Annotated in this window: 14 protein-coding genes; 10 read left to right on the top strand and 4 right to left on the bottom strand. The window is 46.1% G+C overall.

Going from position 1 to position 13517, the window contains the following annotated elements:
* The first annotated feature begins 78 nt into the window (after positions 1-78).
* Positions 79-1656, top strand: coding sequence for a bifunctional metallophosphatase/5'-nucleotidase (locus GC102_RS18400; protein ID WP_171690883.1), 1578 nt, complete (start codon positions 79-81; stop codon positions 1654-1656).
* Positions 1657-1830: 174 nt separating this feature from the next.
* Here GC102_RS18400 and GC102_RS18395 read toward each other — a convergent pair whose 3' ends face one another.
* Together GC102_RS18395 and GC102_RS18390 are read right to left on the bottom strand one after the other, a co-directional pair.
* Entirely contained in the window at positions 1831-2076 is a 246-nt protein-coding gene (locus GC102_RS18395) for a hypothetical protein (RefSeq protein ID WP_051253192.1), read from the bottom strand.
* The gene (locus GC102_RS18390) at positions 2073-2393 is read right to left on the bottom strand and encodes a heavy metal-binding domain-containing protein (RefSeq protein ID WP_029194039.1); all 321 of its coding nucleotides are present in this window, start codon (positions 2391-2393) and stop codon (positions 2073-2075) included. The genes GC102_RS18395 and GC102_RS18390 overlap by 4 nt, the downstream gene beginning before the upstream one ends.
* A gap of 103 nt (positions 2394-2496) precedes the next feature.
* On the opposite strand from GC102_RS18390, the gene GC102_RS18385 reads away from it, so the two are divergent.
* The 5 genes from GC102_RS18385 (at position 2497) to GC102_RS18365 (ending at position 7398) form a co-directional block, all read left to right on the top strand.
* Positions 2497-3297, top strand: coding sequence for an alpha/beta hydrolase (locus GC102_RS18385; RefSeq protein WP_171690882.1), 801 nt, complete (start codon positions 2497-2499; stop codon positions 3295-3297).
* The gene (gene pxpB / locus GC102_RS18380; RefSeq protein ID WP_446686379.1) at positions 3261-4082 is read left to right on the top strand and encodes a 5-oxoprolinase subunit PxpB; all 822 of its coding nucleotides are present in this window, start codon (positions 3261-3263) and stop codon (positions 4080-4082) included. Before GC102_RS18385 ends, pxpB begins: the two co-directional genes overlap by 37 nt.
* Complete coding sequence (locus tag GC102_RS18375) at positions 4072-5046, top strand: 5-oxoprolinase subunit C family protein (RefSeq protein WP_171690823.1); 975 nt, start codon at positions 4072-4074, stop codon at positions 5044-5046. The genes pxpB and GC102_RS18375 overlap by 11 nt, the downstream gene beginning before the upstream one ends.
* A 299-nt stretch (positions 5047-5345) precedes the next feature.
* Complete coding sequence (locus tag GC102_RS18370; protein ID WP_171690881.1) at positions 5346-6107, top strand: LamB/YcsF family protein; 762 nt, start codon at positions 5346-5348, stop codon at positions 6105-6107.
* Positions 6108-6954: 847 nt separating this feature from the next.
* Complete coding sequence (locus tag GC102_RS18365; RefSeq protein ID WP_171690822.1) at positions 6955-7398, top strand: hypothetical protein; 444 nt, start codon at positions 6955-6957, stop codon at positions 7396-7398.
* Positions 7399-7634: 236 nt separating this feature from the next.
* Here the strand turns inward: GC102_RS18365 and GC102_RS18360 are convergent, their stop codons facing one another.
* Positions 7635-8594 (bottom strand): C40 family peptidase, encoded by a 960-nt coding sequence (locus tag GC102_RS18360; RefSeq protein WP_171690821.1) that lies wholly within the window; start codon positions 8592-8594, stop codon positions 7635-7637.
* A gap of 895 nt (positions 8595-9489) precedes the next feature.
* On the opposite strand from GC102_RS18360, the gene GC102_RS18355 reads away from it, so the two are divergent.
* From GC102_RS18355 to GC102_RS18340, 4 genes are all read left to right on the top strand, one after another.
* Entirely contained in the window at positions 9490-9777 is a 288-nt protein-coding gene (locus tag GC102_RS18355) for a CD3324 family protein (protein ID WP_029194044.1), read from the top strand.
* Between the two features lie 151 nt (positions 9778-9928).
* Positions 9929-10759, top strand: coding sequence for an AraC family transcriptional regulator (locus GC102_RS18350; protein ID WP_171690820.1), 831 nt, complete (start codon positions 9929-9931; stop codon positions 10757-10759).
* 102 nt (positions 10760-10861) lie between these two features.
* Positions 10862-11839, top strand: coding sequence for a Gfo/Idh/MocA family protein (locus GC102_RS18345; protein ID WP_171690819.1), 978 nt, complete (start codon positions 10862-10864; stop codon positions 11837-11839).
* A gap of 45 nt (positions 11840-11884) precedes the next feature.
* Positions 11885-12715 (top strand): sugar phosphate isomerase/epimerase family protein, encoded by an 831-nt coding sequence (locus GC102_RS18340; RefSeq protein ID WP_171690818.1) that lies wholly within the window; start codon positions 11885-11887, stop codon positions 12713-12715.
* Positions 12716-12790: 75 nt separating this feature from the next.
* On the opposite strand, the gene GC102_RS18335 is transcribed toward GC102_RS18340, so the two are convergent.
* Complete coding sequence (locus tag GC102_RS18335; protein ID WP_171690817.1) at positions 12791-13144, bottom strand: hypothetical protein; 354 nt, start codon at positions 13142-13144, stop codon at positions 12791-12793.
* Positions 13145-13517 lie beyond the last annotated feature (373 nt).

Below are 13517 nucleotides of genomic sequence, written 5' to 3'. Positions count from 1 at the left end.
TGTTAATCTATGACAATTGATATGTATGGCGTTACAAAATAACATCTTGGAGTGGGTAATTTGACTCAATCTAGCAAGCTGGAGAAAAGTAGAGTAACTATATTAGAAACAAGTGACCTGCATGGAAATATGCTGCCTATTCATTATGCAAACAATCAACCAAACGATGTCGGGTTATCTAAATTGGCTGCGCTAATTGCAGCAGAACGCAAGAAAGATCCCCATGTTATTGTGATCGATAATGGGGACCTGATTCAAGGAACACCACTTGCGTATCATCATGCTAGATTAGATAACGAGCCGATGAACCCGATGGTCCTTGGTCTGAACTATGTGGGTCATGATGCGGCCGTTATTGGCAATCATGAATTTAACTATGGACTTCGTGTACTGCAAAAAGCGGTTCAGGAATCAAAGTTTCCTTGGTTATGCGCCAACATTGTGGATGCGGAAAGCGGTGAACCGTTCCTAGGAAAGCCATATTTGATTAAAGAGTTACCGGACGGCGTTCGCATAGGTATTCTGGGATTGACAACTCCCTATATTCCGAATTGGGAGAATCCCGATCATATCAAGGGTCTGGGGTTCGAAGATGCTCTAGAGTCAGCTAAGAAATGGGTAAAGGTACTCAAGGAGCATGAGCAAGTGGATGCTGTTGTTGTCTCCTACCATGGCGGTTTTGAAAGACATCTAACGACGGGTGAGCCTACGGAGCCTCTAACGGGAGAGAACCAAGGCTACCAACTATGTATGGAAGTGGAAGGGATAGATGTTCTGCTTACAGGGCACCAACACCGAAGCATTGCGGGAGTAGAAATCAATGATGTCATCATTGTTCAACCAGGAACTGCAGGTGTAACACTTGGTAAAGTTGAATTAGAATTCTCGAAGGTAAATGACAAATGGCGCATCGATGCCAAGAAATCGGAGCTGCTTTCTGTGGCTAATATTGAAGCGGACCAGAAATTAATTGATGTTGTCAGTGCGTATGAAGCGAAGACTCAGGAGTGGCTCGACCAACCAATTGGTAAGCTGTCCGGAGATATGCTCGTCAAAGATCCCATGCAAATTCGCTTAAAAGACAATGCGCTAATCGAGTTCATCAATCGTGTTCAGATGGAGCTCTCGGGAGCAGCCATTTCAAATACAGCGCTGTTTGATAACGTATCGCCCGGGTTTCCAGCCGATATTACAATGAGAGACATCGTCTCCAACTACATTTATCCGAATACTTTAAAAGTGATTCGGATTTCCGGACAAGACATCAAGGATGCGTTAGAGCAGTCAGCAGAATACTTTGAATTAACAGTAGCTGGTGAAGTTCAAGTAAGCAGCAAGTTTAGAGACCCAAAGCCGTCGCATTATAACTATGATATGTGGGAAGGGATTACCTATAAATTGAATATATCCCGTCCAATCGGCATGCGTGTCGTACAACTGGAATATGAAGGGAAACCGCTGGATCTCAAAGCTTCATACGATGTGGTTATGAATAATTACCGATCTGCAGGCGGAGGCAATTATGCGATGTTCCAGGATAAACCGGTCATCAAGGATATCCCGACGGACGTAGCCGAACTATTGGCAGGCTACATCATGGAGCGTGGTACCATTGAAGCCAGCGTGAACGAAAATTGGGAAGTCATCTGGGACTAGGTTGTTGTCACAAGGATAAACGACTCCGTCGTCCCACTGGAACGAGCGCGTTTGTCAAGGTAGATGCGAAGCAAAAGTATAAAACTTATACTTTCTTATCTACTAAATAAAGCCGCACATAAGAGAGAGTGTAATGGACTCTTACTTGTGTACGGCTTTTTTGTTTGAATGGCGTTAGGATTCGCGAATGTATTCCCGGTCCCCTGACCTAGGATTGTAATAAACGCGATAAGTGAATCCATCCTTTGGATCAATGAACACCTCTGATGTTGAGACAAAGCCGTTTGAAGGCTTACTAGGCGTCGTTGAACCGTTGTTCTTATAGCGTTTGTCATAAATGAGATAGCCGAGAAGAAGGAGAATGATAAAGCCGATGACCCATGTTCCATAGATAAGTAAAATTGGACCGAGTCCACTCATAGCCTTCGTGTCCGGACGGCGGTGCCATAAGCGACAATTTCACTCATATTTTGTCCGATGTCACCGCTATCGAAACGCATCATTACAATAGCATCAGCGCCCATGGCTGCAGCATTTTTGACTAATCGGTCCATGGCTTGCTTTCGCCCGTCTTCTACCATCTGGGTGTACTGCGTGACTTCCCCGCCGACAAGCCCCTTTAGAGAGGCAAGAATATCACCGCCAATCCCTCTGGCTCGCACAACGACCCCAAATGTACTGCCTAATACTTCCGTGACTTCATAGCCTGCGATGTTTTCTGTTGTAGCTACGATCATGAAGATCATCTCCTTTTTTTGTAAAATAGACTCTTGCTACTTGATTGAGATTCGATATTATTAACTTAGTACGAAATTTAAAATAGGGGGTTTCACATTGAGTATGATAAAAACGATTGAGTTATGGCCCGGAGCATCCAAGATTAGCATAGGTGAAAATAACCAAGGATGTCCGAGTTTGACTGTATACCCTGTGTCTAATGGAGGCCTGAGCTCTGCAGTTATAGTATTTCCCGGAGGAGGCTACGGTACGCGTGCTGCTCATGAGGGAGAGCCTATTGCGAAATGGTTAAATGGACTTGGGATTTCGGCTTTTGTTTTGAATTACCGTGTAGCTCCTTACGAACATCCAATTCCACTCCAAGATGCACAGCGGGCAATTCGAACAGTAAGGCATCATGCGGAAGAATGGCAGATCGATCCGAACCGCATTGGTATTCTCGGCTTCTCGGCAGGTGGACACCTAGCTTCTACAGCCGGTACACATTATGATTCAGGGGATCAGGAGTCCGTCGATCCGATCGAAAGACAAAGCAGTCGTCCCAATGTGATGGTGCTTTGTTATCCCGTTATTACATTCTCCGGAGAGTATGGACATGAAGGTTCAAAGATTAATTTACTGGGCAAAACACCGGATGAGAAGTTGGTCTCGCTGCTATCTAATGACCAACAAGTAACTGCGCATACGCCACCGACTTTTCTCTGGCATACAGCAGATGATGCGGCCGTTCCCGTCGAGAACAGTTTGCTATTTGCAGGGGCGCTTAGTCGTCATAAAGTGCCTTTTGATCTGCACGTGTTTGAGAGCGGGCGTCATGGTATTGGAATAGCTGATGATCATCAGGAAGCTTACATTTGGCCTGAAATATGTGCGAATTGGCTCAAAAAGCAACAATTTGCATGACCAAGCTCTTTTACGAATGCCATATGCTTGGAGATTCGGCTATTGTGATTAGGCTTGGTACGGACATTGATTTATCCATTCTGAATCGTGTACGTCAGTTAACAGCTTACCTAGAGAATAATCGTTTTGAAGGTTTTATTGAAATAGTAACGGCGTATACAACAATCACGATTTATTATGACAGCTTCCAGGTTTACAACCATTATTCAGAAGAGGGAACCACCCGAAAAAATGGACGTGTCAGCTGGACGAATACGTTACTACCCTATGACATTGTCTTATTACATATACAACATCTCTTGGATAACTTTGAACATAAAAATGAGGTTCATACTAACGAGCCTAGGAGAACTATTGATATCCCTGTTTGTTACGGTGAGGATTATGGTCCGGATCTTGCGGATGTTGCGGCCTATCATCGTGTTAGCAAGGAAGAGATTGTGCACCTGCATACTTCACAGATTTATCCGGTATATATGATTGGCTTTGCACCTGGATTTCCTTATTTGGGTGGATTGGATGACCAGCTAGCTACACCAAGAAAATCGGTACCTCGGACGAAGATACCTGTTGGTTCAGTAGGCATTGGCGGTGCTCAAACCGGCATTTACCCCTTTGAAACGCCGGGCGGCTGGAATTTAATTGGTCGGACCCCGTTAGCATTATTTCGTCCAGAATCCGATCCTCCATCTCTATTGAAGGTAGGAGATCAAGTAAGATTTGTATCCATCACGGCAGAGCAGTTCCAATATGAAAAGGAGAGGAACATGGGAAATGGGGTTTGAGGTCATCAAGCCGGGATTATTATCAACCTTGCAGGATGAGGGGCGGTACGGACAGCGGAAATATGGCGTCATTACATCAGGCCCCATGGACCTCTTTGCGCATCGAGCAGCCAATATACTCGTTGGGAATAATACGGGGGCCGCTGCTCTAGAAATGACACTGCTAGGACCGAGCATGGTTGCCCAGAAGGATATGCTGCTATCTTTATGCGGAGCTGATATGGAAGCAGATAGGGATGGTATTCGAGTGCCACTATGGCGACCTTTTTTGATCCGTAAAGGAGACCAGTTAAATGTTCATTATGCAGTTAAGGGATGCAGAGCCTACTTAGCTGTGTATGGTGGTTTCGAGGTGAAACCTGTAATGGGCAGCAGAAGCACCTATTTACGTGCGGGCATCGGCGGTCACCAAGGTAGAGCACTCCAAGCGGGAGATGATTTGCCGGTAAGACAAGACGTGGCAGGCGATTATCTTCACCATCCAGGGTCTGTGAGTGCTTTTATTCGTCCGGGCTATGAAGAAAATCCAGTTATAAGAGTCGTAAAAGGGAAGGAAGCTGCCCTTTTCACCGAAGCAAGTGTACGTAGCTTTCTGGCTCAAAGCTATATCGTTACCGTACAGTCAGATCGAATGGGTTATCGCTTGGAAGGGAAGGAGCTAGAACTATCTGATGGCGTACCGAGTGAGATGATCTCAGAAGCGGTCGTCCAAGGGACGATTCAAGTGCCCCCAAGTGGACAGCCCATCCTACTGATGGCGGACTGCCAAACAACGGGAGGCTACCCGCGCATCGCGCACGTCATCACGGCAGATCTTCCCTTAGTAGCTCAGGTGAAACCAGGCGGAAAGATTCGTTTCCGGGAGGTCAGCCACCGTGAAGCCCAGGAGCAGATCTTGCTGCAGGCGATGGATTTGCGGCTGCTTGAGGCTGGGGTTCGGGCTTGGGTGCGGGATCGTGGATAAAGAGTCGAGGGCTGAAGTGTTGAAGAGCTGAAGTGTTGAAGAGCTGAAGGATTGAAGAGCTTTAGAGTTGAGGGCTGAGAGCGAGCTGAAAAGCTGAAGAGCTGAAGAGCTGAAGAATCTGAAGAGCTGAGGGCTGAGAGCTGAAGAGCTGAAGGGCTGAAGGGCTGAAGAGCTGAAGAGCTGAAGAGCTGAGAGCTGAGAGCTGAGAGCTGAGAGCTGAGAGCTGAAGAGCTGAAGAGCTGAAGAGCTGAGGAGCTGAAGGACTGAAGGAATGGGAAATTGAAGAACTGGGAGTGAGAATTCTGCGTATTGACTTGAATTGTGATATGGGTGAAGGCTTCGGCGCTTATCGCCTTGGGCGGGACGAGGAGCTGCTCGACTTCGTCAGCTCCGCCAACATCGCCTGCGGGTTCCACGCAGGCGATCCCGCAACCATGCGCAGCACTGTACAGCTGTGCTTGCGCAAGGGCGTTGCGATCGGGGCCCATCCGGGCCTTCCCGATCTACAGGGCTTCGGCCGGCGCGAGATCGCGATCTCGTCGGCGGAGGCATACGAGCTGACGCTGTATCAGCTCGGGGCGCTGCAGGCGTTCGTCCACGCCGAAGGCGGACGCCTGCAGCACGTCAAGCCGCATGGCGCGCTCTATCACATGGCTGCGAAGCGCCATGATCTCGCCGCGGCCATTGCGGCTGCGACCGCCAGCGTCAGCGCGGAGCTGACGCTGTTCGGCCCGCCCGGCAGCGAGCTGCTGCGGGCGGGTGCCGCCGCGGGGCTGCGGACCGCGAGCGAAGCCTTCGCGGACCGCAGCTACCAGCGGGACGGCACGTTGACGCCCCGCGATCAGCCGGGGGCGCTGCTCTTCAGCGCCGCCGACGCTGCGGCGCAGGTCGTAAGGCTCGTCCGCGAAGGGAAGGTCCTCTCCCAGGAGGGAGAGGATCTGAGCATGCGCGCGGACACGATCTGCATCCACGGCGATGGTGCGCACGCCGTGGAGTTCGCGCGCGACATCCGCGCGCTGCTAAACAGCAGCGGCATCGCAGTTGTGGCGCTCGGCCAGTAGTCAGCGTGTTTGCCCTCACCGCGACGGAGCTCCAATGTTTGAAAGAAGTCTTGTCACCCGAAGGAAGCTGCACAGATTACGGAAGACCTGTAAGTAGATACAGATGGAATTCCTCCTGTTAATTTCACTAGGACATCGTTGAACGTACATTTAACGGGAAAACCTCCAGCTACATTCAGTGTTAATGCGTCATTTAGCTGATTTCTGCTTAATTAAAGGTAGGTTTTCCGGTTAAAGGACTACCAAACGAAATATCCAATAAATTAACGGGAGTTTTTCCATCTATCATCGCAAAAAAGTGTGCTCAGAACTTATAGATGAAAAATAGATTGAGGAAAGATATAAAGGGATAGGACGTATGTTTTGAAAATTTGGTTCACCCTGACGGTTTACAATTTCATAAGGTATGATTCCATTTTCCTTAAATAGGGTTCTCATTTCGTAAAGTTTTCGCTTATATTCTTTAGATTTCGGGAAATTCCGATTATATTTCCCCATGATTAACCACGTCATGAACCCAATCCGATGAATTTTCTTCCTAATAATTTCAATGTATTTTTTCATTTTTTTAAGGAGACCCCCTAAATATTGAATGAATAATTTATTTAACTTATTCAAAAACATTAAGAAGAGTTATAGACTTCAACAAATTTTCCACATAAATTTTTCTTAGACTAACGAGAGTTCAAACAATAGAGGCTGCTGGCATTAGGTCGGTGGCTTTTTCTCTTCTACCATTTATTTTGAATGTCCAATCAGGTTGTGGTTCTCGACATAGAATAAGTTGACGCTAATATCCGTAAATTGCTCTGTCGAGATGTCAGTTACTTGAACGGGGGATGCTGCCTTGATTAAAATGGACGAGTACATGAAAAGGAAAATAAAAGGGAAGAAATACATTGGGGCTGGGGGAACGAGAGTTGTATTCGATTTAGGTAACGGGTATGTGTTGAAGATAGCAAAATCAAAAAAAGGGATCATATGCAACCAGATGGAAGTAAACCTGTATAAATCATCTTTGAAACCGATAAAAAAATATCTTGCGCAAATTATTGATTACGACGGGGCATATCGCTGGGTAACCATGAAAAAATATGATCGAAAATTCCCCAATTCTCCAATATATAGACGAGAACTTATGAAAATAGTAAAGAAATTTTTGGGCAATGGCATCATTCCATCAAATGGTGTGGGTCAGTATCATAACCCCCATACGCCTAACCTGCGTTTAAAGCGGAATAATCAGATCGTGGTCATTGATTATGGGGGATTTAAATATGACCATAAATGAAAGGGAAAATATATTGCAGTCAATTACTTAACTTTCTGCGAGTTTAAGTAATTGACTGCTTATTTTTTTATGTTTACAGTTTTTGATCAGTTAGAATCACGTTGCTTATTCGCTTGGACATTGAAATGGCGTTCTCTTCGTATAGAAAATAGAGCGTTTATTCCGGAAATCATCCATATATTCCCTTTCTTCACTAGTTCTATGTTATGCGCTGTCGTACCGCCATACAAGCTTCGCTAAGCAACACGTTTTGCAAACAAAAAGCGACCTCTCCAATACGTATTAAAATCGGTAAACGTAACCCCGGGTTGCCCGTACGTATTAATGAATCGCCCATTACCCGCATATATCCCCACATGGCCTACAATGTGATTGCTGGCAAACCGCCCAGGTGTGTAAAAGAACATCAGGTCACCGGTTTGCAGGTTATTGATGTCTACGGTTTGTCCTACTTGCGCTTGAGAAAGTGAGGATCTTGGCAGATCAACGCCGAAATGGGAATACACATACTGGACGAAGGAAGAACAGTCAAACGTATGCGTACTATCGTAGGGTCCCGATGAAAATACGTACGGCGTTCCTAAAAAGTTCTGGGCATAGCTTATTAAGTTACTTTTATCTACATTATTCACAGAAAGGCTCTGTAATTGTTTTGTTGAATTTCCGTGCTGCTGTGCAGATGCACTTTGTTGTTCGGACAACGCATTGTCATTGATCGGATTAAAGACAACCTGCGAATTTTGAGGGTTCCAATTTACTGGGGTACCCATCAATGTTGATAACGCCTGTGTTGTCATATAAGGTTTGTGATCGAATAATCTCGGAGCCTGCGGAAGTTCGATGGGTTTATCGCCTACTAAAGCTTGAGTTTGATTCACTTTAACGGAATAAACGGGGTCCGTGGCACCCATTGTGAAACTGTCGCCTACGTAGTGCAAATCAAAATCTATCGATGCAGAGGTTTCCTCCAGCGGTACCCAGACTAGTCCGTTTGTTTCACTGTAAACCTTAACATTGGAAAATGTCGAATTGTCTGATACAAACATGCTGGCACTCTGGCCGGCTTGGGCAGGGGTAGTCGTAGGCGCTCCGATGTTTTGGGTTTGTTTATTTGTACAACCTCCACCCATGAAGATCATAGTGATACAAAGGGTGGTTAAAACAACCTGCCATTGCGTTTTCTTTTGAAGCATCATAAACAAACCCCCTTTACCAGTTGTTATGGGGTAGTTTTTGTCAGGAAAAAAAATTTATGCATGAAATAGACTCGCTACAATCTCAGATCATCCGTGAATTTGCCGAGAAAGACTACAAATCTCGCTACAATCGCCCGATCAGAAATTTTTGACTCAGTATGAAGGCGAAGGGACTGTATAATTAGATACCCCCACCCTCCCCTTCCGGGGCAACTTTCCACGTCCAGTGAGCGTAAATTCCAAAAATTTCGACTCACTTGTGGTATGGTTAAGCATTTCAAACCATACCTCAGTCGTATCAGGAATGTTGTAACTAGGAGAAAACGAATATAACCATTCTTTCACTTGAGAACAAGCTGGAAATATGAGTAAATATAGAGGTAGCCGGCCGGGCTAATTACTTCGGAAAGGAGTGATCAAAGTGATTACAACAAAAGCAGAGGTGGTCTCTGCGTAAGCAGAGTCCATCGTTCCAAACGGGGGTCGCTAGGCCCCCGCATATTTTTCCTGAATGAGTAGACAGCGAGATGCTTTTTACATATAATGAGAATGTGAACACGTAGTGAACACCATAAATTAGGAGAGACTTTGCTCTCCAACCCAAATTCAAAAATTAAACTATCTGGTGAAAGGAGTGCTTTTTAATGAACACAATGACAGTAGCGATGAATGTTGCGGCCGCCGCAGAGGTACTCGTCTCCTAACTGAATATCATTCGTGGAATAACCGTTCACCTGAAGTGTATAATTGCATATACAACCGACAGGCACGATTATGATCGTGTTTTTTTTATTCCATTTTTTGAGAATGGTAGGAGGTTATGGGGCGATGAAGATACTCTCTGCAAATCAGACAAAGTTTAACTTTGCTCGACAATTTGAGGAGGTTTTCATCCATGAGTTACAAGAACGGGAAAGACGTTCTTCCCCCTAACCTATTAAAACAATTACAAGAATATATCCAAGGTGAAATTGTATATATCCCTAAGAAAGAGCAGAAGCGCGCTGGATGGGGAGAAAATAACGGAACACGCATTATCATTGAGCGTAGAAATCGAGAAATTTTCCGGTTGTACCAAACGGGTTCCACTGTGATGGAACTCATCAAAGTCTTTCATTTATCGGAAGACAGCATCCGCAAAATCATCGTGAAAACACGCGAATTAACAGCCAATCAAGCATAGAAGCAGCATCCCTAGAGGTGCTGCTTTTTTTTCGTTGAGCCTGCTTAGTATAGATTGCCGTCAAATTGAAGGAAATGCCTTTATTTTATTGAAATTAAAAAGAAAGAAAACGTAGTACACGTCTGATCGCTTTGGAGGTGATACAAGACCAATGCAGGATGAGCTGGATATCCGCAGTTTTATCGGCACACATGATGCTGATTTTTATGATGATGGATTTCACCGTCATTCGGCCGTTGAAGTCAGTATCGTGCTAGAAGGACGGTGCTTGTTCGAGTGGTCGAAGCGAAGTTGGATGGAAGCAGGCCATATCGTTATTATCCCGTCAGACTTGTCACACAGGTTTGAAGCGGTGACGAATGTTAGGTTTGGGGTTATTTTGCTGCAGGGAGTAACGGCGCGTACAATGGAGTTGGTCGCGAAGCTCGGAGGAAGCGGATTTACTGGCGAAGGGGGCGGCGCAGATAGATCGCCTTTATTCCTTGCTCTATCCCGACTGGATAAAGAGCGATTCGAACGATTGTTCCGGGAGTGGCTACGGATGAAAGCGTCGTTCTTAAAGGAAAAACAAGCCAATTATTCCGCATGGATGGAAGTGCTGCTGCTATTTTTGCTTGAACACTCGCAGCAGGATTTGCAGGGGATGACGGTGACGAAAGCGGCTGATTACATGCGTGAAAATGTGCAGGAATCTGTTCACATTTCTGATTTGGCAGAGATGGCCGGTTTTACGGAGCCTGCCTTTCGCCGTGTCTTTGAACAAATGTATGGCGTTAGCCCAAAGCAATATCAGCAGCAGTGCCGTTTGCAGGAGGCAAAATGGCTGCTTAGCTCAACAGATAAGGATATACGTGAAATAGCCGAGCAAGTTGGATTTTTCAGGTTGCATTCCTTTTCACAGTGGTTTAAGGAACAAGAGGGTCTCCCGCCTACGGTTTGGCGAAAAAGTCAACGGTTGCAGCACGGTTCGATGTTGGACTAGTTGCGTTTTGCGTAAATTGCAGTTCGGTTTCCCTAAATACAAGCGCTTTCTGATTCGATATGCTAATGGAGTAAACGTAAACACATAGGGAGGCAACGACGGATGGAAAAAGTAAGAATTGGATTTATCGGTGTAGGCGGCATGGCGGAGTACCACATGAAAACATTGCAGCAAATCGATGACGCAGTGATTACGGCTGTATGCGACATGAACGCGGATCGGGCGAGGGAGATAGCTGAAACTTTCGGCGCAAAGCCGTACGGCACTTTGGAAGAAATGTTGGATGCAGGAGTAATCGATGCGCTTTATATATGCACGCCACCTTTTGCTAGAGAAGGGATTGAAGAAGCGGCTGCCGCACGGGGCATACATCTGTTATCGGAGAAACCTACCGGCTTGCAAATGGAGGAAGTGCGTCGTAAAGAGCAGATCATTCGTGAGTCGGGCATCATTCATTCGTCTGGCTATTGCTTGCGCTATCTGGACACTGTGCAGAAGGCAAAGCAGTATTTGGCTGATAAGCAAGTAGATATGGTGCTTGCGTACCGAATTGGCGGCATGCCAGAAGTAGGTTGGTGGAGGCTTATGAATCTTTCGGGCGGTCAACTTGTAGAGCAATCGACACATCAAGTGGACTTAATTCGTTATTTGGCAGGTGAGTTTGACTACGTCCAAGCGAACTACGAGCAGCGGCACATCCATCGAAATTATCCAGAGGCGACAGTGTATGATGTGGGTATCGTGTCTTTCGGCCTCCGCAGCGGGGCGCTAGGCACGATCAGCAATACGGTCTTGTCCCGTAAAATTGGACGCGGGGATGTGGAGTTTTTCGGGCATGACTTCTACGTATCAATAAGCGGTATGACGGTTCGGATTGTAGATGACACGCAAGACGTGACTTTGACGTCGGAGATGGATTTTTACCTCGAGCAGAATCGGGCGTTTGTCGCAGCTGTGAAAACAGGACGGCAGGAGCTAGTGCTTGGTGATTATAGCGAAGCGGCAGCGACACTTGAGGTTACACTGGCGGCGAATGATTCGGCCGTTGCGAAGCAAACGATAAAGATCACTTCGGCATAAGAGAACGAATGTTTACATTTTAAAATACACGAAGGAGGTTAAGGCATGTTAAAAGGAGTAAATCAATGGTGCTTCCCTGAAGGGCTTCCCCTTCAGCAATTATTCTCGATTAGCCGTGAGGCTGGTTATGACGCGGTTGAGCTGAATGTTAATCCATTAGGCGGCGTTGGTTTGACCATGGAGACGATTGCTGCGGAGGCAGAGGAGATTGGCCGCATGGCAAAAGAGTACGGTATTCAGCTGCGAAGCTTGTCTACTTCTCTGCTGTGGCAAACTCCGTTATCTTCGGCGGACGCGTCTGTACGTGAGCAGGGCCGTCGAGTTGTTGAAAAACAGCTGGAGCTAGCGGAGCTGCTAGGTATCGATACGGTGCTTGTCGTGCCTGGAGCTGTCAACGAAGAGACTTCGTACGATGAGTGCTACGACCGCAGCCGTGCGGAATTAGCTTTGCTGGTGAAAGAAGCGGAAAGACGGCGCGTTCGCATTGGCATCGAAAACGTGTGGAACAAATTTTTGCTTTCGCCGCTTGAAATGCGTGCTTATGTCGACGATCTTCAATCTCCTTATCTCGGGGTTTACTTTGATGTAGGCAATATTTTGCATAACGGTTATCCGCAGCAGTGGATCAAAATTCTTGGTTCCCGTATCTTCAAAATCCATGTGAAGGATTATCGGCCAAGCGTAGGCAATGGCAATGGCTTTGTCCCGCTGCTCGCAGGAGATGTCAATTGGACGGCAGTCCGCACAGCACTAGAGGACATCGGGTATACCGATACGGTAACGGCTGAAGTAGGTCTGTACGCAGAAACTCCGCTGCAGACGGTGTATGACACTTCTCGGCACTTGGATATTATTCTTGGCGGAGCTGCGCGATAATAGGGAAGTCAGAAGAATCGCTTCCTGCTTCATAAGAAGACCCCGGCACATCATGTGTCGGGGTCTTCAATATTCTTATATACGTGTCAGCTCCGAATGAACGACGCGATGTGCTGCAACATATTTGTTTTTAGGGCTGATTCCGAATACAGCAAACAGTATATCCCTATCGCTCGACGAAAATTGCACCTCGTACGCCTTCGTCTTGGAAACATCAATGATTTTAATCGCAGAAGACAACGGACCGACTACAAAAGAGAGAGAGGCAATCAATCGCCGTCTTCCATTTAGGGCAAATACTTTGACGTGAACTTTTCCCTGATCGTTCCGACCACGATGAGCGGCATTAATAATAATATTTTTCGAAACAATCTTGTTGCGGAAAGCAAGGTTATTTAAGGGGCCGGTTGAATATTTTATCATTGCCAATGATTCATACACCTCCATCTTCAGATGGAACATTTTATGTTATGAATCATAGATCGTCACGGCTAACTTTGCTCATTGTTAAGAATCAGTGTATAACAAGATACGAAAGAAAAGGGAGATCGCCCCTAATACGATTCGTTGATGAGAGGGTTCGCCGACAGAAAATAAAGAATTAAAACATTTGACAAAAACCGCGAAGGCTTAATGCTGCGCGGTTTTTGTCTATTTATGGCCTAATCTTTCATTATTCTTTTATTTAGCTTTAGTACACTTATAAAGGGATGATTTGAAGTTTACTAAAGTTAAGTTTAACGCGACGAAAATCGTGGAATACGGTCGGACGTGGAAATCGTTGCAAAGGGGGATTTTTTAC

Origin of the sequence: Paenibacillus germinis (genome assembly GCF_013141785.1) — a bacterium.
GTDB classification, from domain to species: domain Bacteria; phylum Bacillota; class Bacilli; order Paenibacillales; family NBRC-103111; genus Paenibacillus_E; species Paenibacillus_E phytorum.
This window is presented reverse-complemented; position numbering and strand designations above follow the sequence as displayed.

Excerpts from the sequence above, each read along its gene's own strand:
- GC102_RS18395 (WP_051253192.1), bottom strand. The coding sequence starts at position 2,076 with ATGAGTGGACTCGGTCCAATTTTACTTATCTATGGAACATGGGTCATC.
- GC102_RS18390 (WP_029194039.1), bottom strand. The coding sequence starts at position 2,393 with ATGATCGTAGCTACAACAGAAAACATCGCAGGCTATGAAGTCACGGAA.
- GC102_RS18385 (WP_171690882.1), top strand. The coding sequence starts at position 2,497 with ATGATAAAAACGATTGAGTTATGGCCCGGAGCATCCAAGATTAGCATA.
- pxpB (WP_446686379.1), top strand. The coding sequence starts at position 3,261 with ATGTGCGAATTGGCTCAAAAAGCAACAATTTGCATGACCAAGCTCTTT.
- GC102_RS18375 (WP_171690823.1), top strand. The coding sequence starts at position 4,072 with ATGGGGTTTGAGGTCATCAAGCCGGGATTATTATCAACCTTGCAGGAT.
- GC102_RS18360 (WP_171690821.1), bottom strand. The coding sequence starts at position 8,594 with ATGATGCTTCAAAAGAAAACGCAATGGCAGGTTGTTTTAACCACCCTT.
- GC102_RS18355 (WP_029194044.1), top strand. The coding sequence starts at position 9,490 with ATGAGTTACAAGAACGGGAAAGACGTTCTTCCCCCTAACCTATTAAAA.
- GC102_RS18350 (WP_171690820.1), top strand. The coding sequence starts at position 9,929 with ATGCAGGATGAGCTGGATATCCGCAGTTTTATCGGCACACATGATGCT.
- GC102_RS18345 (WP_171690819.1), top strand. The coding sequence starts at position 10,862 with ATGGAAAAAGTAAGAATTGGATTTATCGGTGTAGGCGGCATGGCGGAG.
- GC102_RS18340 (WP_171690818.1), top strand. The coding sequence starts at position 11,885 with ATGTTAAAAGGAGTAAATCAATGGTGCTTCCCTGAAGGGCTTCCCCTT.